Origin of the sequence: Gordonia sp. 852002-51296_SCH5728562-b, from assembly GCF_001665475.1 — a bacterium.
In the GTDB taxonomy this organism is placed as follows: domain Bacteria; phylum Actinomycetota; class Actinomycetes; order Mycobacteriales; family Mycobacteriaceae; genus Gordonia; species Gordonia sputi.
Genome location: NZ_LZMI01000023.1, coordinates 1 through 23,898, shown reverse-complemented (window position 1 = coordinate 23,898; position 23,898 = coordinate 1). Strand labels below are relative to the sequence as shown.

Below are 23,898 nucleotides of genomic sequence, written 5' to 3'. Positions count from 1 at the left end.
TCACCGGTCAGTGCGCACTCGACGACGCACCCGCGACGGCCGCGTCGCTGCGACGCACGTGCGAGGTGCCCGCGATACGACCCGAGCCGACGACGAGATCGCCTCGCTCGGCGTCGGGCAGGTACAGCACGGCCGCCTGGCCACGTGCGACGCCGGTCAGCGGCTCGCGCAACTCGATGTCGATTCCGGGCCGTCCGTCGTCGCCGGTGATCGGTGTCGCGACCGCCTGCGCGAGCCCACCGTGCGCGCGCACCTGAACGATGCACTCGATCGGGCCGCTCGGAACCTGTCCGGACGTCCACACGGCCTTGGTGGCGCTGATCGACCAGACCTGCAGATTCTCTGCGGCCCCGACGGTCACGGTGCCCGATTCGGGGTCGATGTCAGTGACGTAGCGAGGACGCCCGTCGGCGGCAGGCGCCTCGATCCCGAGTCCCTTGCGCTGGCCGATGGTGAAGCCGTGTACGCCCTCGTGGTCGGCGAGACGTTCGCCCGAGTCGGCGTCGACGACGGCACCGGGACGCACACCGATACGTGCACCGAGGAACGCTCGGGTGTCGCCGGTCGGGATGAAGCAGATGTCGTGTGAGTCCGGCTTCGACGCGACCGACAGGCCGCGTCGGGCCGCCTCGTCGCGGATCTGCGGCTTCGAGGTGTCGCCGACCGGGAACATCGCCCGCGACAACTGCTGCTCGGTCAGGACGGCCAGCACGTACGACTGGTCTTTGTCATCGTCGACGGCGCGACGCAGCTCGCCGTCGGCGAGTCGTGCGTAGTGACCGGTCGCGAGGGCATCGAAACCGAGCGCGACCGCCTTTTCGGCGAGCGCGGAGAACTTGATCTTCTCGTTGCAGGTCAGGCACGGGTTGGGCGTCTGCCCTGCCGCGTAGGCCTCGACGAACTCGTCGATCACGTCGTCTTTGAACTTCTCCGCGAAGTCCCAGACGTAGAACGGGATACCGAGGACGTCCGCGGCGCGGCGCGCATCGTCGGCGTCCTCACGTGAACAACATCCGCGAGAGCCGGTGCGCAGGGCCCCCGGCGCCGTCGACAGCGCGAGGTGCACGCCGACGACCTCGTGACCGGCGTCGACGGCACGTGCCGCGGCGACGGCCGAATCGACTCCTCCGCTCATCGCTGCCAGTACGCGCATCAGTTCCCCTTCCCCGAGGTAGTGGAGACCAGTCCGGCGACGCGGGCGCGGTCGACAACCTCCCCGATGATCTCGGCGACCGACTCGATGTCGGCGTCGGTGGTGGAATGAGAGAGCGAGAAGCGCAGCGACCCGCGCGCGTCGGCCATGCTGACCCCCATCGCCAGCAACACGTGGCTGGCCTGGGCAACGCCTGCGGTACACGCCGAACCCGTCGAGCACTCGACACCGTTGGCGTCGAGGAGCATCAGCAACGAATCCCCTTCGCAACCCGCGAACGACACGTGCACGTTGCCGGGCAGTCGACGATCGTCGCGAGGCCCGTTGGCGGTCGCTCCGTCGATCGAGAGCAGCACGTCGAACAGGCGATCCCGCATGGCGGCCACCTGCGGCAGCGTCTCGTCGAGGGTGTCGACCGACCGTCGCAGCGCGGCAGCCAACCCGACGATCCCCGGTACGTCCTGGGTGCCCGATCGCAGATCCCGCTCGTGACCGCCACCGTGGAGCAACGGAACACACTCGACGTCGCGGCCGAGAAGCAGCGCGCCACATCCGTACGGTCCACCGAACTTGTGCCCGGCAATACTCATCGCCGATAGCCTGCTGCCCGCGAAGTCGACGGGGATGTGACCGGCGGCCTGCACGGCGTCGGAATGGACGGGAACGCCGAACTCGATACCGAGCGCCGCGATCTCGCTCACCGGCTGGATCGTCCCGACTTCGTTGTTGGCCCACATCACCGAGATCAGTGCCGTCTGCGCTGCGTGCTGCTCGAGTTCGGCACGCACGTGCGCGACCGACACCGCACCCTCGGCATCGACCGGGATCACGACGAGTTCGGCGTCGTCGTTGTCGGCCAACCACTGCGCGGCGTCGAGCACGGCGTGATGCTCGACCGCGGACACCATGATTCGACGACGCTGCGCGTCTCCACGCCTGCGTGCCCAGTAGATGCCCTTGATCGCCAGGTTGTCGGCCTCGGTGCCGCCGCTGGTGAAGATCACTTCCGACGGCCGCGCGCCGAGTGCCGACGCGACGGTCTCGCGGGCTTCCTCGAGGTGACGCCGGGCACGACGACCCGAACCGTGCAACGACGACGCGTTACCCGGCTGGAGGTAGCAGGCGGTCATCGCCTCGAGTGCCTCCGGCAGCAGAGCTGTCGTCGCGGCATTGTCGAGGTAGACCGGGGCGCGGGATGACGTGGACATACGCACCCCAGGATAAACGCGCGAACACCCGGGACCAATTCCGTCGTGCGGAGTCGGGTTACAGCGGACCGGGTCTCAGCGGACGACTTGGCCCACAGCGAGCACGCCGGCGGGGTCGTGCTGGAGTGCCAGCGCCGCCAGCCAGGCCGCCGTCTCCTCGTCGTAGCAGGACCGGACGCGCTCGGGGTCGGCGCTGGCGGTGAAGTTGGGAAGTCGTCCGCCGGTCGCCCACGCCGACATGTCGCCGAGCAGCCGGTCGGCGTGCCCGGGCACGATGTCGGCAATCGGTGGCACCAGGACGCCGACGACGTGCAGATTGAGCGCGGCGTCGCGGTGGCAAACCGCACTGTCGGGTCCGCGTTGCTCGGCGAACGCCCCTCCGAGCAGCCTCAGTTCCACCAGCAGTAGCGGCGAAGCGACCTCGGGTCCCACGTGGTCGAGCAGCGTGCGCACCGCGTCGTCGGGCAGCCCCGACAGCAACATGCCGTTCTCGTACGCAGGCTTCGGATCGGTGGGGTCGGCATGGATCATGCCGACGGCGGCGTAGGGCATCGTGCCCACCGCGTCGAGAATCGGGGTCGCCACCGCGCGCATCGGCGCGAAGGTCGACGCCGCGGTGTCGGGGTCGGCGACGCTGGCGTAGCGCACGGCGACAGTGAGCTTGCCCGCGAGCATCGGCGGAACCCCCGGCATGTCGGGCAGCCGCAACAGCGCGATCGACGTCGACGCCTCGCGGGGAAGATCCTGCGTCCACCGTTGCCATGCCGCGAGCACCGACGGCGCGTCGACTCCGTCGAAATAGACTGCGCCGCCATAGAATTCAGCGATCGGCAGCAATTCGATCTCCAACTCCGTGACGATGCCGAGCGTCGCCTTCCCGCCCCGGCAACCCCAGAACAGATCGGGATCTGCATCGGCGCTGACCCGCCGGACGAGCCCGTCACCGGTGACCATCTCGATGGCGCGGACATAATCCGACGACACCCCGACCGACCGGACGAGCGGCCCGATACCGCCGCCGGACAGAAATCCCGCTACGCCAACGCCCGGCGCCGATCCGCACAGCGGCGCGAGTCCGAACTGCGCTGCCGCCTCGATGACCCGCTGCCAGCGGACGCCTGCACCGACCCGTGCTGTCCGCGTTGCTGGATCGATCTCGCATGTGTCGAGCGCACCGGTCCGGACCAACAACGACCGTCCGTCGGTCGGCGTCGCGCCGTGTCCGGTGGCATGGACGGCAACCGTCATGTCGTTTGCTGCAGCGAACGCGACTGCCGCGGCAACATCGTCGCTGCCTGCCGCGTCGACGACCGCCCACGGGCGCCGCGACACCGAGGCGTTGAAGCTCACGGTCGCATAGCCCTCCTCGGAGGGACGGAAGACATTTCTTCGAATCCTGGCGCGCAAACCCGCGATGTCGGCTTGGTCGATCCCGGTCGGTGTCTGGGTCATGGCGATGCTCCTCGAATGTGCACGTGGCGACCGGCTGGTCCGGCCGCACTCACACGATGTCGGCACACCCTTGGGATGATCTTGCGGTCTTCTTGGAGTGCACGCCAGCCGATGTCCGTCGTTCAGAGCACATCAATTCGTGCAGGTCAGACAATGCGCGCAGCGGTCGCCGTCGAAGCGAGTGCGCTCATGCCGGCAGCAGCAGCGAGCGCGGAGATATCGGCAAGCTCACGGTCACGCCGCGCTCCTGCAGGCGCGCGGGATGCCGCGGCCATCCGACACCGCAGAACCCCTGGCGTACTGGCCTGGGTCTCGGACAATTCTCGTGCGCGGTCGAGCGCCTCGATGGCGGCGTCGTCGTCACCGATCAAGAAGTACAACTCCGCGAGCGCGAGATCGACCGGGCCGATGCATCCGACCTGCCCGACGGTGGCGATGCACTGCGTGAATCGACTGAGATAGTCGATGAAAAGCTCGGCACGATCGGTCAATTCGAGTTCGACGACGACGCCGGCAAGGATGACCGCCTGGGCGAGCGACGTCCACATCATCGGCTCCCGCTCGCCCAACCAGGCGTCGATCATGTCGATCGCGAGGTCGGCGTCACCGTGCACACCCGCAACGGTGGCGACGCCCGAGGCCAGAAGTGTCGCAACGGAACTGCCCGAGGCACCGGACATCACCGAGCGCACCCACTGCAGCCGGTCGTTTCCATCGATTCCCAGGACGTCGTCGACGATCTGCTCGAACATCCCCTCCTGCGTTGCCATCGCCATCATCGCAAGCGCTCCACTCCCGGCGACGTAGAGTTGCGTCTGCTGGTGGACCGCATAGGCGGTCTCGAAATGCATACGCGCACGGTCGAATTGACCATGCCAGACCGCGACGGCGGCCTCCATCCACCGCAGTTGTGCGCGCAGTATCGGTAGACGCATCCGTTCGCTGCCGACGATCCCGCGCCGTAGGTGCCGTTCGGTGGCGTCGAGGTCGCCGAGTGTCATCGTCGCCATCGACAGCACAGAATCGACGATCACCTCGTCGAGCGCCGAGAACGTATGCGGCAGCTCACGAATGGCGATACCGAGCGCGACCGACTCCTGCGCCCGTTCTGCGACGCCGGAATACGTCAGCAAGCGCGCGACCATGACGTCGGCGAGCACGTCGGGATCACCGAGCTGGTGCGCGAGCGCCTCCGCGCGGGCGAGAAGTGTCGCCGGGATCGCGGCGTCACGGTTGTAGCAGGTGCCGATGGCCAACGCGCCCAACACCCGTGCGCTGCTCGCCGCGTCGCCGTCGGTGAACTCGCCTGCGGTCGCCAATAGGTCCTGTAGTGGGCCGGTCTCGGTTCCCGGCGCAACCCACGGCCATCCCCCGCCGGACCTGATCAGCGTGGCGGCCAGTCGTCCAGCCGTCTGCGGACTCCCCGAACGCATCGCATCGCTCAGTCGTTCGGCCACCATCTCGAGCACCGTCGCGACGTTTCCGGCACGCAGATGCGCGTCGAGGAGGTCGACGAGCAGAGCATCGCGCATGGCGACGTCGGCGGCGGCGCTCTCGGAGGCCTCATAGGTGCGCAGTGCGGCATCGAGCCAGTAGGCGGCGCTCACCGAATCCCATCGTGATGTCGCGTCGGCGGCGACCCGACGACACGCCTCGACCACGTCGACCACCTCGGCCAAGGGCAGGGCTTGCAGGAGGTGGCCTGCCCGCCGCGCCGACGACGCCGAATCTGTTGCCGACGCAAGCACTTCGGCCGTGCGCAGGTGAATTCTGCAGCGTCGCAACGTTTTGATGCCCGCCATCGCCTCTCCACGCAGTAGGGCGTGCGCGAACACGGTGCGCCCGTGGCCCACGCCGGTCACCACGATCCGCTCGTCGACCGCGTCGTCGATGCAGTCGGCGACCTCGTCGACATCACGGTCCATCACGTGCGCGAGGAGCGGGACGTCTATGTCGTCACCGATGACCGCGGCATAGCCGACCACCTCACGCGTCGCGGGGTCGAGCGAGGCGAGCCGTCGATCGAGTACCGAACGGACAGCCGCCGGAACGATTTCTCCGCGTTGCGAATCCGGGAGCCGCGCATACTCCGCGACGAAGAGCGGGTTACCGCCGGTGCGGCGACGAGTTCGTCGAGCTCGCCCGACGAGAGCTCGACGTCGGATATCTCCCGCACCAATGCGGTGACCTCATGGCGCGTCAATGCGGGAACGTCGACGATACGACCCCCTGCCCGCACCATCGCCGAGCGCAGGCGAGCGATCGCAGGCCCGCCCTCCTCGTCGCGCACCGTGGCGATCACCCGCACCGGCACCCGCTGCAGAGCCGTGGTCAGGTAGACCAGCAGGTCGATCGACATGGGATCGGCCCACTGCGCGTCGTCGACGATGACGGTGACCGGTCGGGCCGCGGCGTGTGACTCGAGGAGACCCTGCACGCGTTCGTACACCGCGAACCGCGCGGCGTCGGCGTCGACTCCCGGTGGAACCGATAACACGGAGTCGGCGTCGGTATTCAGTTCGCGGCAGAGTTGACGCATCGGCCACCATGCCGGAATGCCCTGTGAGTCAGGACATCTCACCCACACTACGATGTCTCCGTTGGCCGACGCCATCCGAGCTGCCTCCTCGGCGAGCCTGGTCTTGCCGATCCCTGCCGCACCCGACAGGGCCAGCCACCGCGTGACCGGACCCCGATCGTCGACGAAAAGCGTTGCCAGCGTGCGCCGCTGCGTGTCACGCCCGACAAGCGCGCCGTCCGGCCCGGCTGCCGGACCTCCTCCGGCAGTGACGACCTCCGGCGTATCGACGTATGCGCCTTGTACGCCGGCATGTGCAGTGTCGGCACTTTCCGCACGAGGACTTTCCGCATGGGGATTGTCGGCGTCCACCCCGCCGGCCGGTGACGGCGCCGGGCCGGCCCCCGACCAGCGGGGTGCTCGCGGCCAGGCCGCGATTTCGGGGTCGTGGCGCAGAATCGCGCCCTGCAACTGGCGCAGTTCGTTGCTCGGGTCGAGGCCGAGTTCGTCGTCGAGTCGTCGAACATGCTCTGTGTACACGGCGAGCGCATCGGCGCCGCGGCCCGCACGGTAGAGCGCCATCATGTGCAGCCAGGCAGCACGATCGCGGAGCGGATCGAGCGTGCGCAACGTCGACGTCTCGGTGAGCGCCTGACCGGTGTCGCCGTGCGCGAGCAGCGTCGTGATGTACGCCTCCGTGACGGACAGTCGCATCTCGGACGCCGCAACGGAATCGGGGCCGACCCACTTCTCGTCGGCCATGTCTGCCAACAAGGGTCCACGCCACAACCTGCGTGCTTGTTCGCAGAGTTGCAGTGCATCATGCCAACGGGCGGCGTCGACCTCGTCGCGAATCCTGCGTGCTAGGGCAACGTACTCGACGAGGTCGACGGAGTCGTCGGCGATGGTCAGTCGATATCCGGGACTGATCCGCTCGATGGGCGACGGCCCACCGGACTCACCGCGTAGCGCGCGCCGCAGATTGGAGATGTAGGCCTGCAGGCTCGTCGTCGCGGCGGGCGGCGGATGCGTACCCCACACCGAGTCGATCAGCCGATCGACCGACACCACCGCGCCGCGCGCAAGGATCAACGCGCCCAGGACGATTCGCTGCTTGGGCGATCCCAGATCGACTGTCTCGCCTGCACGACGAACCTCGAGGGGACCGAGGATCAGATACTCCCGCATCTCTCCCCTCACACCTGTGGACCGGAATGTCGGAAAAACGGCGATTCCGAGTCTACGACCGGCATCGCAACGATGTGGGCTGTCCGAGCCGGAGCGACCGGCCCGACAGCATCGACGCTCGCGCGCGCCGACCGCATTGCCACGATCACCACGAGCGCACCGAGCACTGCGATCGCGGCGCTGATCCACAACGCACGGCCAAGCGCGTCGACGTAGGCGGCGGGCTGTCCGCCGTTCAAGACGGAAACGGCAGGAAACACCGCACCCAGTGCTGCCACGCCGAGCGCGATTCCCGACTGACGGAAGACATCGTTGACGCCGGCGGCAAGACCCGCGTCGTCGTGCGCGGCCTCGGCCAACACGACCCCGCTCATCACGGGGTTGAACACACCCGCACCGACGCAGGCGACGAGGAAGCCGGGCACCATGATCCAGCCACTGCTGTGCTGGCCCGCACACGTCATCCAGACCAGTCCCGCCGCCACCGCGAACAGGGCCGTCGACAGGAGCACCCAGGGCGCGACGCGTCCGACGACGCGATCGGTGAGACCCGCGACGACGAGCATGACCATCGTCCCCGGCAGATAGACGAGGCCCGCGGCGATCGCCGACATCCCGAGCACCCCCTGCAGATAGATGGTCACGTACACGAACACGGCGAACATCGACGCACTGATCGCGAACGTTGCGACCTGAGCTCCCGCAAATGCAGGGTTGGTGAACATGCGCAGCGGCAGCATAGGTTGCGCGACAACGGATTCGACAACGAGGAACGCGACGAACGCGATCCCGGCGACGCCGAATGCGCTCAGCGTTACCGCATCCGCCCAACCGCGCGAGTTGGCTTCGACGAGTCCATAGGTCAATGCACCCAGCGCGAGAACAACATTCAGCTGACCCCACACGTCACCCCGTCGCGGACGACTGCTCGCCGACTCATCGATCCACCGTGTCGCGTAGATCATCGCAATACCCAGCGGAACGTTGACGACGAAGATTGCGCGCCAGTCGATCCAGTCGGTGAGTACACCGCCGAGCAGCGGTCCGACAGCGAACGACGCCCCGATGGTCGCCCCATAGGCCGCCAATGCCTTGGTGCGTTCCTCTTTCCCGGGAAATGCGTTCGCCAGCAACGCGAGTGAGGAGGCGAACAGCAGCGCGGCGCCCAACCCCTGGCCGACACGTGCGGCGTTCAAGGTGAGGATGTCACCCGCAGCCGCACAGACCGCGGACCCGATGGTGAACACCACGGCGCCGACGACGAAGACGCGACGTCGGCCGATGCGGTCAGCCCATGCGCCTGCGCTGAGAACGATCGTCGCCAACGCGAGTGTGTATCCGTCGATCACCCATTTGAGCGAGGTCATCCCCGCGTCGAATTCGCGTGCCATCGCGGGTAGCGCTGTGTTGACCACTGCGATGTCGAGCATGAGCATCGCGGTTGCCACACACACCACGGCGAGTGTCACGCGCTGAACCGGGGTCCACCTCTGCTTTCCGACGTCGACCGGCCGGTGCGGCGCTGGCGTTGGGCGCCTCGCGCGAGTGTGTGATGTGCGAATGTGTGGCGTGCGGGTGCGTCTGGTCTGCGCCATGGCTTCTGCCTTCGTGTCGATCCTTCAGGGACGACGACAGACTGCGATGACACGCTTGGCGATCACTTGCCGACTTCTTGACGCGGGCGGTTGCGACGCAGATGTGGTAAGAGCGTCGACGCTCAGAACTCAGTCACGTTCGAGGTAGAAGTAGAAATGGCGGCCGCCGATGAGGCCGCCGGTGCCGTTCATGATGCCCATCACCGTGGTGTCGTCGACGCGCTTGAAGTGGTCGATCACGGGCTGGCCGTCGTAGACCATCGACGCCGTGACCTCGCCGCGGAATTCGATGGCCCACAACGACGCCTCACCCTTGCCGACGCTGGTGTTGGAGTACAGCTCTCCCGATTCGTCGCGGCACACCAGCGGCTGCACCTCGCTGAGCGAGATGAAGTTCTTGCCGTACCAACCGATCTTGGTTAGCAGTCCGTTCATCGCGTGGCCGGTGACGAACTCGCCACCGCGCCAACTCCCGAGCATGTCGGCAGGTCTGATGGTGTCGAGATCGGCCCAGACCGCGTCGAGGTCGGCGTCGGCGACAGCGCCCCGAGCGGCACGCAGCTCACTGAACCGCGCCCGTGCGGCTTCGCGACGTGCGTCGTTCTCGGTGTCTGTCTGCGAACTCGCGGTCACGAAATCTCCCGACGGCCAGGCGCACCGTAGGGATCGGCGCGGTTTTCTCACCGTATCGGATCGAGCGATCGGGTGTGTCTTCCGCGGTCACCGATGTGAGTCAGCTGCTCCGGTGGCCTACGGATGAGCGTGTGCGGGCGCCCCACCGACAAGTTCGGCGCAGCGCTCGGCGAGTTCACGACGGTCCGACCCGGGAAGTTGCGACTCATGCACTCGGATACGCACCGCGAGGCCGCGGGTGCGCAGCACACGTCGAAGCGTGTCGGCAGGCGAATCATCGCCGATGAAACCTGCTGCGGCCGTGACCATTCCGGAGACCTCGAACTCGACGTGCAGCGGAATGACAGGCACTCCTGCGTCGATCGCCGCCTGAAAGAACGCGGGCCGGAATTCACCGCGGGCACGTCCGCACCAGGTGGTGCCCTCCGGGAACACCGCCACCGAGTTGTCGGCCTGCAGTTCTGCCACCGCCCGATCGACGGTTGCGGGCAGGGTACGCAGCGAGCCGCGGTCGATCGAGATGATTCCGAGTCGCCGAGCAAGCGTTGACACGACGGGCATCGACATCACGTCGCATTTGGCGACGAACCGGGCCGGGTTGACGACCGCGACGGCCAGGATGTCGAGATACGAGATGTGATTGGACACCACGAGCCCACGGGTGCTCGCGGCGAACGGCCGACGATCGTCGATCACCACTCGCACGCCCAAGGACCACAACAGAGTTCGCGCACTCGTGCGGATGTATGCACGACGCAGGAGTCGCGGCAGCACTGCGACGAGCGAACCCATCAGCAGGAAGACGATGGTCGACGCCGCCAGCAGGACCACGCGAGTCGCGACGACGAGCACGTTGGCCCGGGCGAATGGGTTGTCGGCGTGGCAGAGGTCGCCGCATGGGCTGGCCGGGTACCACGCGTGACGGTGACCCTCGGGCCTGACCGTCGCGGACGACGAAGGCTTGGTGGCGGAGGCAGAGTGCGCGGTCGGCACCACTGTCTGCGTCGGCAGTGATGCGGGGGACGTCGGAGGGCTGATGATCGCTGCGGCCGTCATACGGACCTCACTCTCGTGGAGATACTGCGAGTCGCGCGCCTGTCGCACGAAGTCTGTCGAGGTAGCGGGTGTTGGCGTGTTCGCGGTCGATGATGGTGACGAAGTCGCCGACGTCGAAGATCTCGTCGATCGCCGGTTCACCGCAGACCGTCGCGCCGAGACGCAGGTAGGCGCGCAGGAGCGGCGGGAGGGTGAGCGTCGACGGCGGCTCGATCTCGTCGAGAATGCGACCGTCGATCAGTGGGCTGTGCAACGGGGTGGTTCGCCACGGCGCCCGGTGGCGGGTGAGGACGTGGTCGCGGACGCCGCGCAGCGTCGAACCTCGCTGTTCGTCACCGGGACCACCGAGCGGAACCGAGACGCAGCCCATCAGGTAGCGGTAGTCCGCGTCGTCGAGGTATCGCAACACTGCGGCCCATAGCAGCGCGGTGATTGCGCCGTGGCGATGGCCTGGCGCCACGCATGCGCGGCCCATCTCGACGACCGACCCGCCTATCTGGTTGATCTCGGTGAGGTCGAATTCGCTTGCCGAGTACCAACCGCCCGCGGCGATGGCTCGCGGCGGTGCGAGCAGTCGTGCACAGCCCAGAACGCCGTACTCGTCGTCGATGGCGACGAGGTGCTCGGCGAACTCGTCGACGTGGTCGGCGTCGCGGCGGGTTGTCGGGTCGCCGATCTGATCGGAGAAGCCCGGCTCGGCGGCGAAGACGTCGTAGCGGAGTCGTTGGACAGCGTCGATCAGCTCCGGGGACTCGGTGAGAACGATCCGCAGCCGTCCGGCGTCGACGAGGGTGCGTCCGTGTGCAACACCCGGGCTGTCCAGTACGTCTGTCATGCCCCAGATGAAAGCCAGTCGCAACGACCGGCCTGCTACGTGCGCGTGACGTGTCGGGGCGCGCTCGGTGAACAAAAAGCAGCGATCCCCGACCCAGGTGGGCCGGGGATCGCTGATAGTGGTTTCGACAGGCTCAACCAGCGGGCTGTGACCCGATGATCGAGGTTGTCGAGATCACCGAGTGGTTTCGACAGGCTCAACCAGCAAGCCCGCTGATCGAGCGATAAGCCCGCTGATCGAGCCATTAACCGCTGATCGAGCTTGTCGAGATCACTTCCGCTTCTTGACCTCTTCGGTCAGCTGCGGTGCGACGTTGAAGAGGTCGCCGACGATGCCGAAGTCGGAGATCTCGAAGATCGGCGCTTCCTCGTCCTTGTTGACGGCGACGATCGTCTTCGAGGTCTGCATACCTGCGCGGTGCTGGATCGCGCCCGAGATGCCGAGTGCGACGTAGAGCTGCGGCGACACGGTCTTGCCGGTCTGACCGACCTGGAACTGGCCCGGGTAGTAGCCCGAGTCGACGGCGGCACGCGAGGCGCCGACAGCGGCACCGAGCGAGTCGGCGAGCTCCTCGACGACGGAGAACTTCTCGGCGCTTCCGACGCCACGACCACCGGAGACGACGATCGATGCCTCGGTGAGCTCCGGACGGTCGCCACCGACGTTCGGCTCGACCTTGGTGATCTTCACGCCACCCTCCTGCGCCGGAACCTCGACGTCGACGCGCTCGCCCGCAGCAGCCTGCGGTGCGGCCTCGACGCCACCGGGGCGCACGGAGAAGATGGGGGTGTCGCCCTTGGCCTGCGCGTCAACGGTGAACGCACCACCGAAGATCGAGTGGACGCCGACAGCGCCTTCCTTGACGTCGACGACGTCGGCGAGCACGCCCGAGCCGAGACGCACGGCGAGACGGCCTGCGATCTCCTTGCCGTCGGCGTTCGCCGCGACGAGGATGCCCGCGGGCGATGCCTGCTCAGCGACCGACGACAGGACGTCGACCTTGGGGCTGATCAGGTAGTTGGCTGCGTCGTCGGACTCGGCGACGTAGATCTTCTCGGCACCGGCGGCCTTGAGGTCGTCGATGATGCCGTCGGCGCCACCGGGTGCGCCGACCACTACGGCCGACGGCGCACCGAGTGCACGAGCGGCGGTGATCAGTTCGTTGGTCACCTTCTTGAGGGCGCCCTCGGCGTCCTGCTCGACCAGAACGAGTACTTCTGCCATTGTTTTGCTCCTGGATGTCTGGTGGCCTGCGGCGAGTCTGCTGACCGCGCGGGCCGGTGAGGTGGTCTCGGTGCGTTCGGCGCCTAGATGATCTTCTGGCTGACCAGGTACTCGGCAACCTTCACGCCACCGTCGCCCTCGTCGGTGACACGCTCACCCGCGGTCTTCGGAGGCTTCGGGGTCGAGCTGGTGACCGTCGTGCCCGCATTCTCGAGGCCCACATCGGAAGGCTCGACGTCGATCTCGGCGAGGCCGACGACCTGAACTTCCTTCTTCTTGGCGGCCATGATGCCCTTGAAGGACGGGAAGCGCGGCTCGTTGATCTTCTCGTTGACACTGACGATCGCGGGAAGCTCGGCCTCGACGTGGTAGATGCCGTCGTCGGTCTCGCGCTCGCCCTTGAGGGACTCGCCCTCGACGGTCAGCTTGCGCAGATGCGTGAGGTGCGGCAGTTCGAGGTACTCGGCGATCATCGCGGGGATCGCGCCGACGCGACCGTCGGTGGCCTCGTTACCTGCGATGACCAGCTCGACGCCCTCGACGGTGCCGAGTGCGCGGGCGAGCACGTATGCGGTCTGAACCGCGTCCGAACCGTGCAGCGCATCGTCCTTGATGTGGATGGCCTTGTCGGCACCCATCGAAAGTGCCTTGCGGATGGCTTCGGTGGCGCGCTCGGGACCTGCGGTGAGGATGGTGACCTCGCCCCCGTTGGCCTCCTTGATCTGCAGCGCTTCCTCGACCGCACGCTCGTTGATCTCGTCGAGCACGGCGTCAGCGGCTTCGCGATCAAGCGTGTAGTCGGTCTCGGAGAGCTTTCGCTCGGACCAGGTGTCCGGAACCTGCTTGATCAGAACGACAATGTTTGTCATGGGTCTACGTCGACCTCCTGCGTCGGGTTCGGCAACTTACCGGCGGGTAAGGCCATCGGTCTCCACCCACTTTAGCGTCTCCTATTTTGCCTTAGAACATCACCTACCTCACACTATGGCGGCGTTCTCACGGGCAGGATGTGACGACTGCGGGCAGGCGAAGCGACTGTGGCACGTTCTTGGGACGGCCCCGGGTACTAGTCTCATGGGGATGATCGACGCACAGGGCTCGACTACGGACCGTCTGCCGACGGTGAGCACGGGTTCGCAGGCCACCCCTCAGGCAACTTCAGGGACGACTTCCGAGGCCACACGACCCGCGGCCGGCATGGACGCATTGGACACCGAAGCCCAACTGGCGCTGACCGGCGAGCGGACGGTTCCCGGCATCCCGGCAGAGAACTACTGGTTCCGTCGCCACGAGATCGCCTACCGGTTCATCGCGGAGTCGTGCAGTGGGAAAGAGGTTCTCGAGGCAGGCTCCGGTGAGGGCTACGGCGGCGCGATGCTCGCCGCCGCGGGCGCGACGGTCACCTGCGTCGACTACGACGCGTCGGCCGTCGAACACACCCGCAGGCGCTACCCGGAACTGACGATGATCGCGGGCAACCTCGTTGATCTCCCGCTCCCCGACGAATCGGTCGACGTCGTGGTGAACTTCCAGGTCATCGAGCATCTGTGGGATCAAGCCGCGTTCATCGCCGAGTGCCGTCGAGTGCTGCGCCCCGGCGGGCGTCTCTTTATCTCGACGCCCAATCGCATCACCTTCTCGCCCGGCCGCGACACCCCGCTCAATCCGTTCCACACGCGCGAACTCGACGCCGTCGAGCTCACCGATCTCCTGACCGACGGCGGGCTGGAATCCGTTGTGATGCATGGCGTTTACCACGGCCCGGGCCTGGCGGAGTTGGACGCGAAGTGGGGCGGGTCCCTGATCGACGCACAGATCGAGCGCGCCTTGGCGGGAGAGGACTGGCCCGCCGACCTCGTCGCCGACGTCGCCGCGATCTCCGCTGACGACTTCGTGATTCTCGAAACCTCCCCAAACAGCGCAACCGCAGACATCGACGCCTCGCTCGACCTCTTCGCCATCGCGGTCCGACCCTGAGCACCCGGCACACCCGATGACAATTTCCTCATCCCGCACTGCGACGCACCCACAGGGCAGCGGCGACGCCGTGCCCGGCCAGTTCACCCTGGTGCTGCACTCTCACCTGCCGTGGCTGGCCAATCACGGTCGCTGGCCGGTCGGCGAGGAGTGGCTCTACCAGTCGTGGGCGGCGTCGTATCTTCCTGTCTTCGCCATGCTCCGACGGCTGGCGGCCGACGGATTCACCGATCAGCTCTCGCTGGGCATCACGCCTGTGCTGGCCGCCCAACTCGACGACCCGCACTGCCTTCGCTCCATGCACGAGTGGCTCGCCGACTGGCAACTGAGGGCGGTGGCGGCCGCGGACAATCCGGATATCGTCCGCCGCGAACTCGCCGCGCACGAATTCCGATGTGCGGCAAGCGCACTGGGCGATTTCGAACGCCACTGGCAACACGGTGCGAGCCCGCTGATCCGAGCACTGGCCGACAGCGGCGTCGTCGACATCCTCGGCGGCCCGCTCGCCCATCCGTTCGCTCCGCTGCTCGACCCGCGCTTGCGTCGATTCTCTCTGGCCGAGGGGCTTGCCGACGCTCGATCACGGTGGGGTGCTGCGCCGCAAGGGATCTGGGCGCCCGAATGCGCGTTCACGCCGGGGATGGAGTCCGAGTATTCGGCTGCGGGCGTGCGACATTTCATGGTCGACGGCCCGGCGCTTCACGGCGACACCTCGCTCGCGCGACCCGTCGGAGACTCCGAGGTCCTCGCCTTCGGTCGCGACCTGACCGTGAGTTATCAAGTGTGGTCACCGAAATCGGGATATCCGGGCCACTCCGTCTACCGCGACTTCCACACCTACGACCACACGACCGGCTTCAAGATGTCGCGTGTGACCGGCAAAACCGTTGCGGCGCAGAATAAGAAACCCTACGACCCCGACCGCGTCGCACCAGTGATCGATCGCCATGTCGACGACTTCGTCGAACATGTACGCGCGCGCCTGATCTCGGAATCGGAGCGTATCGGCCGACCGGCGCTGGTCGTCGCGGCGTTCGACACCGAGCTGTTCGGGCACTGGTGGCATGAGGGACCCGTGTGGCTCGAACAGGTGCTTCGACGCCTCCCCGAAGCCGGGGTGCGGGTCGGGACGATGGCATCGGCAGCAGCCGATGGCCTTGTCGGAGAACCGGTGTCGCTCACTGACAGCTCGTGGGGTTCCGGCAAGGACTGGCGTGTATGGAATGGTCCGCAGGTCGAGCACCTCGTCGAACTCAACGCAGAGGTGGTCGAGACAGCACTCGACACCGTCGACAAACTTCTCGATGCGGAGTCGGGTCGTGATCGCGTTGCCGATCAGATCGTCCGGGAGACCCTGCTGACCGTCTCGTCGGATTGGCCCTTCATGGTCTCCAAGGACACCGCTGCCGAGTACGCGGTGCGTCGAGCCCACACCCACGCACACGCCACACGTGAGATCGCCGACGCCGCGCTACGCGGACGCACCGAGCAGGCGGCACGTCTTGCCGCGAGCTGGAATCTCGCCGACGGACTGTTCGCCGACCTCGACGCCCGTCGACTCCGCGGAGACGAGCGCGCATGAGAGTGCTGCTCGTTTCGTGGGAGTACCCGCCGGTCGTGGTGGGCGGCCTCGGCAGGCACGTACACCACCTCGCCACCGAGCTCGCCGCCATCGGGCACGACGTCGCGGTACTGACCCGCAGGCCGTCGGGTACCGACGCGCTGACACACCCGACCACCGACACCGTCGTCGAGGGTGTGCGGGTGATCGCCGTCGCGGAAGATCCACCGGAATTCGAGTTCGGGCAGGACATGATGGCGTGGACACTCGCCATGGGTCACTCATTCGTCCGCGCCGGACTCGGCATCCTCACTGCCGATTCCGACGCACGCTGGACACCCGAGGTGGTGCACGCCCACGACTGGCTCGTTGCGCACCCGGCGATCACGCTCGCCGAGCTGTTCGACGTCCCGCTCGTCTCGACGATCCACGCCACCGAGGCGGGCAGGCATAGCGGCTGGGTCAGCGCGCGGACCAACCGTCAGGTGCACTCGGTCGAGTGGTGGCTCGCCAACGAGTCCGACGCGCTGATCGCCTGTTCGGCGTCGATGCGTGACGAGGTGACCAGGCTCTTCGGGCCAGGGCTGCCCGACGTCCAGGTCATCCACAACGGCATCGACGTCGACATCTGGCCCTACGCCGAACGAACACGCACGCAGGGTCCCGCGGAACTGCTGTTCGCCGGGCGCCTCGAATACGAGAAGGGCGTGCAGGATCTTCTCGCCGCGCTCCCCCGCATCCGACGCACCCATCCGGGCACCACGCTGACCATTGCGGGCGACGGCACTCAGTACGACTGGCTCGTCGACACCGCTCGCCGCCATCGGGTCTCGCGCGCGGTGCGTTTCCTTGGCGGCGTCGGCCATGACGAACTCGTCGACCTGATGCATCGGTGCGACGCGATCGTGCTGCCGTCGCGGTACGAACCGTTCGGCATCGTCGCCCTCGAGGCCGCTGCCACCGGCGCGCCTCTGGTGGTTTCCACGGCGGGCGGACTCGGCGAGGCTGTCGTGGCGCCGGTGACCGGGCTGACGTTCACGCCCGGCGACGTCGCGGGGCTGACCGCCGCGGTGCGGTCATGCCTGTCAGATCCGGTACAGACCGCTGCGCGCGCACGACGCGCCCGTGCGCGATTGACTGCTGAGTTCTCCTGGCGGGAGGTGGCCGAACGCACCAGCGGCGTCTACCTCTCCGCCAAGCGTCGAGTCCGCCATCCTGTGGGACGCCCGTTCATCGCCGAAAGGCCACTCCCGGAACGCGATCCGGAGCAGCCCTGAGCCACACATCGGCTCAGGGCACGCAGATGGGGGCACGCGGACGGGTCAGGCGCCGGGAACCTGGCGGGCTTGGGCCTTCTTACGTTCGATGTCGGCAAGTGCGCGTTCGAGTTCGGCGCGCTCCTCGGCGTTGGAGGCCCAGTCGTCCTTACGGTTCTTCACGACCCGCGCGGGAGCGCCGACGGCGATCGAATAGTCGGGGATCACGCCCTTGACCACGGCATGCGACCCGAGCACGCACCCTCGCCCGACGATCGTGTTGCGCAGGACCGAGACCTTCGCGGCCACCCAGGTGTCGGCGCCGATACGGACCGGCCCCTTCACGATGCCCTGGTCCTTGATCGGCAGCGTGATGTCGTCGGTCTTGTGGTCGAAGTCGCAGATGTAGCACCAGTCGGCGACGAGGACCGATCCGCCGATCTCGAGGTCGAGGTAGGAGTTGACCACGTTGTTGCAGCCGAAGACCGTCTTGTCGCCGATACGCATGGTCCCCTCGTGACAGCGGATCGAGTTGCCGTCACCGATGTGGACCCAGCGTCCGATTTCCATCCTGCTCAGCTCCGGCGTCGCGTGAATCTCGACGTTGCGGCCGAGGAAGAGCATTCCCCGGAGCACGATGTGCGGGTTGGCCATCCGGAATCGCGCGAGCCGGTAGTACCGCACCAGATACCAGGGCGTGTACGCCTTGTTGCGCAACACCCAGCGCAGCGAATCGAGGGTGAGGAAGCGCGCCTGTCGCGGGTCGCGGCGTCGACCTGCTCGCCACCGCGACCGATACGAGGCGTTCCACATCGTCGTCATGACAACTCACCATAATCGACGCCGCTGTCGGCTTCGGCGGCGGAGCCGCGGCTTCAGTGGGCAGCGGAGCCGCCGTGCGAACCAGCGGCGAAGCGTCGCACGATAGGCTCAACTGCTGGCGTCCCGGTGCAGTGCCGGAGACCGAACATGACGGGAGCAGGATGGCTGTGGTTGGCCCCCGGATTCGGGTACCGCGACGGGTTCTGGCGCCGCTGGCGCTCCTGCTCGGTGCCGTGGTGGCACTCAGCGCCTGCTCGGACGGGCACATCGACGTACGTTCGGTCGCCAGTCCCGGCTGGGCGAGCTACGGCGGCAACGGCGCGAACTCGAACTACACCTACCCGTCGATCCCCGACGACCTCGCCCTGAGCTGGACACGGCCGACCGGCGGCCCGGTGACGGCTCCTCTCACGCTGTCGAACCATTCGAACGTCAACGTCACCGCGAGCACAGCCAACGGCTGCAACCTGTTTGCCCTCGATCCCAACTCGGGACGTATGAACTTCTGCAAACGGATGCGCGCGGGCATCGAGGGAAACTCCACGCTGCTCGACCAGTTCGACCAGCCCTACGTCGGCGAGGAGACCACCTTCGTGGCGTTCAACGCCGGCGGCGCGATCCGCTGGCGGATGCCGGTGATCGGGGTGCCACTGTCGGCCAAGTTCGCGGCCCCCGGCGAGGTACTCGTGGTGACCACCCAGGGTCAGATTCTGATGCTCAACACCCAGAACAGCGACTTCACCGCACCCGAGGTGCGCCTGCGACCCGAGGCCGACCCCGGCGACCCGCTCTGGGGCTACGGCGACTGCGTCAGCAACGGCCCACGCTGCGCCGTGCCCGCGCCGCCCGCCGTCGACGAGCAGCACAGCCGCTTCTTCCTGAACTTCTGGCCGACCGGCGCGATCGCGTCGCAGATCCGCGGCTTCTCGTACGCGAAGCAGAACGACGGACGTGTTGTCCGGGAGGTCTGGCATGCCGACGTCCCCGGAGGTGTGATCGGCGCACCGACGCTGTCGGCCGATGGCAACACCCTCTACACGTTCAGCAGGCTCGGCCAGATCGTCGCGCTCGACGCCGCGACCGGCAAGACAAAGTGGACCTACGACAACGGCGGCTACGGATTCGCGTCCATGACCGTTTCCCCCGACGGTCTGATCATCCCGACCGGTGTCATCGGCGCCCCGCTGACCCTGCTTCGCGACCGCGGCGACAAAGCTGAGCAGGTCTGGCAGCGCAAGGATCTCGCCGCCGTGAGCCTGTCGACCCTCACGTCATCGAAGACCGCGTGGACCGTCGTGCGCGATCAGGGCAAGAATTCGCTGTCGCTGGTCGAGGTCGACACGTCGAACGGTGCCACGAAGCGCACCGTGGCGATGCCCGGCGCGGAAGGCTTCGCGACGGGAGTCGCGGTGTCGCCGTCGGGACAGATCGCGACGGCCACGAACATCGGCGAGGTGTTCTTCTTCGACTCGAAGAATAACACCGACTGATGACAGCCACCACGCCGGACTGGGTCGCGACGTCGATCTGGTGGCACGTGTACCCGCTCGGCGCACTGGGCGCCGACACCACCGGCGTCGACCGGACCTGCCGACGTCCGCTGTCAGCACTCATCGACTGGCTCGATTACGCAGTCGCGTTGGGAGTCAACGGGATCGCGCTCGGTCCGATCTTTCAGTCCGCGACCCACGGCTACGACACCCTCGACTACTTCACGATCGACGAACGTCTCGGCGACCGAGCCGATTTCGACGCCCTCGTCTCCGCATGCCGGTCGCGCGGCATCAGGATCATGCTCGACGGCGTGTTCAATCATGTGTCACGCCGGCATGATCGAGTTGCCGACGGCTCGAGCTGGGCGCGTCGCGCGCGTGACGGTTCGGCGCGCACCTTTGAGGGTCACGACGACCTGGTCGCGCTCGATCACCGCAATCCCGACGTCGCCGACCTGGTCGTCGACGTGATGTGTCACTGGCTGGACGCAGGCGCCGACGCGTGGCGTCTCGATGCGGCCTATGCGGTCCCACCTGCCTTCTGGCGCACTGTTCTACCCCGCGTGCGTGAGCGATTCCCCGACACCTATGTGCTCGCGGAGGTCATTCACGGCGACTATCCGGGATTCGTCTCCGACAGCGGCGTCGACTCGGTGACCCAGTACGAGCTGTGGAAAGCCGTGTGGAGCAGCATCATCGACGCCAACATGCACGAACTGCAGTGGGCGCTGACCCGCCACGACGAGATGCTGAGCACGTTCGTACCGTGGACGTTCGTCGGCAATCACGACGTGACCCGCATTGCGACCCGCCTCGCCGAACGTTCCGCGGATCTCGCCGTCGTGCTTCTGGCCACCCTGCCCGGCACCCCGGCGATCTACTACGGCGACGAATTGGGTTGGAATGGAACGAAAGAGGAACGCATCGGCGGCGATGACGCGATCCGACCGCCGCTGCCGCAGACACCTCCCGACGACGCCTCGCTGCCCGCAATCTACCGACTCCACCAGCGGCTGCTGGGACTTCGACGCCGCTTTCCCGACATCGAGCACGCGCGCGTGCAAACACTCGACGTGAACCAGGGCCTACTGGTCTACCGCGTGCACACTGAACAGCCGATCACTGTGGCGCTCAACGCCGCTCAGGAACCTGCTGATGTGACTGTCGAGCTGGGTACCACCGGTCATCTCGAGTCGGAGGCCTCGCATCGCGAGGGCGACTCGATCCACCTCGAGCCGGGCGGTTGGTACATCGCCGGTACCGAGCTCTCACCGGGACAGTCGTAGCCCCCGGGACTGACCTTTGGGTCCCTGTCACATCGCGGCCGCGCAGAAAGTTGCGCCCCGTGGGTCGCTCGCATGTACCGGTACGTGCGGAGGACCCGAGGGGTGTGGTTTTCTGCGCGCGACTATCGCGCCCTGACGCCGGCCTCACACAGGAACCCGACGCCCTTGCGGCCGACGCGGGTAAGCACGAGCGCCAGTGACCGCGAACCCTTGAGACGCAACCGCTTCCGCAACGCGTCGGGGTCGACGTCGAGGCCTCGCACGAGTATCTCCAACGTGCCGCAGTCGTGCGCGGCGAGGGTCTTCCGCAACGCCTTCTCCGACGTCGAAACCTCCTCGATGACCTCGAATCCCCGCTCCCCCAACGGCACCTGCTCGCCGGTGAGGTAGGCGATCTGCGGGTCGAGTTGCCACAGACCGTGCCGTGCGGCGTACTGACGCACCAGTCCGGCACGGACGACGGCGCCGTCGGGGTCGACGATCCACCGACCGACCGGACCGTGTTGGTCGACGTCGTCAGGCTCGTCGTCGCTGACCTCGAAACCGCCCACTGCGCCGTCACCACCGGTACGCAGCACCGTTGCCCGCGTACGGTCGACGATCCCCGGCCCGCTCCACAGGCAGGCTTCACGGACACCACCGTCGAGCGAGGTGATCTGCACTTCTCCGGTGAAGCCGAATCGGTTACGCAGTGCCCGATAGTCAAGTCCCGGAGCACATTTGATGATCACAACGCGTCCCGCATAGGTCATCAAGACATCGGGAAGCGGCGGCGTGAGTTGATCGAGCCGAAAGATCCGTCCGGCGCCGGACCGTCGGGCAGGGTCGGCGATCACCACGTCGGCCGTCGACGTGGGGGTCAGTGCATCGGCGACGAGAAGCGCAGTCGGAGTCGGCAATTGCCCGAGGACGCGCTGATTGTGTTGTGCCATCGACAGTCTCACGTGGTCGAGGTCGCTGCCGATCACGCCACCGACCCCCTCCTGCGATGCGAGTTCGACGACCTCACCACCGATCGAACACGTGACGTCGTGGATCACCGCACCGGGGAAACGCTGCGCGATCTCGGCAGCCCGGTGTGCCGCAACCACACTCCGCGTCGCCTGCTGAAGAGCATCGTCGGTGAGCAGCCACTGATCGGCGTCGCGCAGTTTGCGCGCAGCTCGCCGTCGATCGCGCACGGTCTCGATGAGCGCGGCGTCGTGAGGCGCGTAGCGTCGTCGGGCCGCTTCGACGTCGGCGATCATCGACGACGGCGTCAACGCCATACCCGAGACCACCTCGAGCGCCTTCTCCCCATAGCGACCACGAAGGAAAGCGACATCGTCGAGCGTGAATTCGTATCCCAAGTCGCAACTCCCCTGGCGCGTGCCGGTTCCACAGACACCTTGGCACATGCGCGGTGAGCGCAGGCGCTCGGGCATGTCCGATATTGACTATTAGGTAAGCCTAAGCAACCATGGGGCCGTGAACACGAAGAGAATCGTCATGGTCGGCACACTTGTCGGGGCGGCAGCCGTCATCGGAACCGCGGTCGGTGGAGCGAATGCGGAGGCCAAGGTCGCCGACGGGCGCTACAACTTCTGCGTGAAGACCCAGTACGGGAGCTCCGTCGACGAGCGGTGCAACGAGTACCGCGTGGTGGGCAACCAACTGATCGGCCCGGCCAGTCAACACAATCCTGGGCGTCCCCGTCGCGACGTCGCAGTTGACGCCGCTGGACTGATCCGCCACGTCGCGCCGGGAGCCCGAGCCGCAGTCCGCAGTCACCCGCCGATCACTCCGGCTTGTACCCGCTCACGACGACGTTGTAGGAGGATCGCGTCCTGGGCGTTTATGATTGTTGGCATCGTTGGACTACACCCGTCGGCGCAGGCCATAGCGCTGCGGGCGTTGGCTGGCGCAGTGCCCTAGTGAATCTACTGCGGGCCAACTGCGCGGGCCAAGGGGACACAGGTTCGAATCTCCTCAGCGCTCATCGTTTGTTGGTTCGCGTACTGCACGAACTAGTTTGCTTGCGAACTGGAAGAATGCCGGGCTCAAGAATATTGCACTGTATGCGGGATTTTGTCCCCACCCGAGCAGGACCAGCATGGCAACTAGTGCGACGACAATTGAACCGCCGACGATGATCGATGTGTACCTCTGCCCTCGGCTCAACGCTTCGACGTCGCCATCAGCGAGGGTGATGTCGACATGATTTTGGGCTTCGAGTGCCTGCTCGCTCATCCGAAGAATGCGGTCGGCCGCGCCGGGGAGGACGGCTTCGTACTTGCCTAGATCCTCTGGCCTAGGCATTGGCCCTGACCAATTCTCGCGCCTCACGATAAAGCTCTGAATTAGGACTTCACGCTCGTGAGGAGGCAATTGTCGAATTGCCGCTTCTGCCTCTTCGAAGTTGACTAACTGCGAGGAGTCTTGCTGATCGCCTGATTCATCACCGAACCGACGCGATTCCACGACCGGTTGAGTGTCGCCGTCGCGCGCGTCTGGCGAATCCGCCGTGGCGTCCGCAGCCGACGAGGTTCGATCTCGAAGAGATCCACCCCCCGTGCGCGCGCCCGGGGCCTGGTGCACGGATAGGTGACAGGGTTAGTCACGCGGCCTGAGGGGCCTCGTGGTTGATGATGGTCTCGAATTC

18 protein-coding genes and 1 pseudogene are annotated in these 23,898 nt (G+C 66.7%); 6 read left to right on the top strand and 13 right to left on the bottom strand.

Annotation, left to right across the window (positions count from 1 at the left end):
- Positions 1–7: 7 nt before the first annotated feature.
- The 10 genes and pseudogenes from mnmA to A5766_RS04990 all read right to left on the bottom strand — a co-directional run bounded on the left by mnmA (position 8) and on the right by A5766_RS04990 (position 13,731).
- Positions 8–1,153, bottom strand: coding sequence for a tRNA 2-thiouridine(34) synthase MnmA (mnmA, locus tag A5766_RS05035; RefSeq protein ID WP_064903655.1), 1,146 nt, complete (start codon positions 1,151–1,153; stop codon positions 8–10).
- A complete protein-coding gene (locus tag A5766_RS05030; RefSeq protein WP_064903653.1) occupies positions 1,153–2,361 on the bottom strand; it encodes a cysteine desulfurase family protein in 1,209 nt (402 codons plus the stop codon). Before A5766_RS05030 ends, mnmA begins: the two co-directional genes overlap by 1 nt.
- Before the next feature lie 75 nt (positions 2,362–2,436).
- A complete protein-coding gene (locus tag A5766_RS05025) occupies positions 2,437–3,813 on the bottom strand; it encodes an FAD-binding oxidoreductase (RefSeq protein ID WP_064863997.1) in 1,377 nt (458 codons plus the stop codon).
- Positions 3,814–3,959: 146 nt separating this feature from the next.
- Positions 3,960–7,519, bottom strand: a pseudogene (locus tag A5766_RS25495) (BTAD domain-containing putative transcriptional regulator).
- A gap of 8 nt (positions 7,520–7,527) precedes the next feature.
- Positions 7,528–9,114, bottom strand: coding sequence for an MFS transporter (locus tag A5766_RS05015; RefSeq protein WP_082965448.1), 1,587 nt, complete (start codon positions 9,112–9,114; stop codon positions 7,528–7,530).
- 129 nt (positions 9,115–9,243) lie between these two features.
- Complete coding sequence (locus tag A5766_RS05010) at positions 9,244–9,747, bottom strand: DUF4334 domain-containing protein (protein WP_005205293.1); 504 nt, start codon at positions 9,745–9,747, stop codon at positions 9,244–9,246.
- 117 nt (positions 9,748–9,864) lie between these two features.
- A complete protein-coding gene (locus A5766_RS05005) occupies positions 9,865–10,803 on the bottom strand; it encodes a lysophospholipid acyltransferase family protein (RefSeq protein ID WP_005205295.1) in 939 nt (312 codons plus the stop codon).
- A 7-nt stretch (positions 10,804–10,810) separates the two neighbouring features.
- On the bottom strand, positions 10,811–11,713 hold the full coding sequence (locus A5766_RS05000; protein ID WP_005205297.1) for a GNAT family N-acetyltransferase: 903 nt from the start codon (positions 11,711–11,713) through the stop codon (positions 10,811–10,813).
- 195 nt (positions 11,714–11,908) lie between these two features.
- A complete protein-coding gene (locus A5766_RS04995) occupies positions 11,909–12,862 on the bottom strand; it encodes an electron transfer flavoprotein subunit alpha/FixB family protein (protein WP_005205300.1) in 954 nt (317 codons plus the stop codon).
- An 83-nt stretch (positions 12,863–12,945) separates the two neighbouring features.
- Positions 12,946–13,731, bottom strand: coding sequence for an electron transfer flavoprotein subunit beta/FixA family protein (locus A5766_RS04990; protein ID WP_005205303.1), 786 nt, complete (start codon positions 13,729–13,731; stop codon positions 12,946–12,948).
- Positions 13,732–14,059: 328 nt separating this feature from the next.
- Here A5766_RS04990 and A5766_RS04985 point away from each other — a divergent pair, with 328 nt between their 5' ends.
- From A5766_RS04985 to A5766_RS04975, 3 genes are read left to right on the top strand one after another with little or no spacing between them, the layout of a single operon-like run.
- Positions 14,060–14,839: a class I SAM-dependent methyltransferase gene (locus A5766_RS04985; RefSeq protein WP_039855278.1), complete on the top strand. Its 780-nt coding sequence runs from the start codon at positions 14,060–14,062 to the stop codon at positions 14,837–14,839.
- Positions 14,840–14,855: 16 nt separating this feature from the next.
- A complete protein-coding gene (locus A5766_RS04980; RefSeq protein ID WP_064863988.1) occupies positions 14,856–16,421 on the top strand; it encodes a 1,4-alpha-glucan branching protein domain-containing protein in 1,566 nt (521 codons plus the stop codon).
- Complete coding sequence (locus tag A5766_RS04975) at positions 16,418–17,677, top strand: glycosyltransferase family 4 protein (RefSeq protein ID WP_064903651.1); 1,260 nt, start codon at positions 16,418–16,420, stop codon at positions 17,675–17,677. The genes A5766_RS04980 and A5766_RS04975 overlap by 4 nt, the downstream gene beginning before the upstream one ends.
- Positions 17,678–17,722: 45 nt before the next feature.
- On the opposite strand, the gene A5766_RS04970 is transcribed toward A5766_RS04975, so the two are convergent.
- The gene (locus A5766_RS04970; protein ID WP_064863080.1) at positions 17,723–18,478 is read right to left on the bottom strand and encodes an acyltransferase; all 756 of its coding nucleotides are present in this window, start codon (positions 18,476–18,478) and stop codon (positions 17,723–17,725) included.
- Positions 18,479–18,639: 161 nt separating this feature from the next.
- Here A5766_RS04970 and A5766_RS04965 point away from each other — a divergent pair, with 161 nt between their 5' ends.
- Together A5766_RS04965 and A5766_RS04960 are read left to right on the top strand one after the other, a co-directional pair.
- Positions 18,640–19,968 (top strand): outer membrane protein assembly factor BamB family protein, encoded by a 1,329-nt coding sequence (locus A5766_RS04965; protein ID WP_064903649.1) that lies wholly within the window; start codon positions 18,640–18,642, stop codon positions 19,966–19,968.
- Positions 19,968–21,257 carry an alpha-amylase family glycosyl hydrolase gene (locus tag A5766_RS04960; RefSeq protein WP_064903647.1) on the top strand — a complete coding sequence of 430 codons (1,290 nt, stop codon included), beginning with the start codon at positions 19,968–19,970 and terminating at the stop codon, positions 21,255–21,257. The genes A5766_RS04965 and A5766_RS04960 overlap by 1 nt, the downstream gene beginning before the upstream one ends.
- Positions 21,258–21,379: 122 nt before the next feature.
- On the opposite strand, the gene A5766_RS04955 is transcribed toward A5766_RS04960, so the two are convergent.
- Positions 21,380–22,606, bottom strand: coding sequence for a THUMP-like domain-containing protein (locus A5766_RS04955; RefSeq protein WP_064863986.1), 1,227 nt, complete (start codon positions 22,604–22,606; stop codon positions 21,380–21,382).
- Between the two features lie 118 nt (positions 22,607–22,724).
- Here A5766_RS04955 and A5766_RS24295 point away from each other — a divergent pair, with 118 nt between their 5' ends.
- Complete coding sequence (locus A5766_RS24295; RefSeq protein WP_064903646.1) at positions 22,725–23,171, top strand: hypothetical protein; 447 nt, start codon at positions 22,725–22,727, stop codon at positions 23,169–23,171.
- A gap of 54 nt (positions 23,172–23,225) precedes the next feature.
- On the opposite strand, the gene A5766_RS04945 is transcribed toward A5766_RS24295, so the two are convergent.
- Positions 23,226–23,717, bottom strand: a complete 492-nt coding sequence (locus A5766_RS04945) for a DUF2335 domain-containing protein (protein WP_156527368.1) — start codon at positions 23,715–23,717, stop codon at positions 23,226–23,228.
- Between the last annotated feature and the right edge of the window lie 181 nt (positions 23,718–23,898).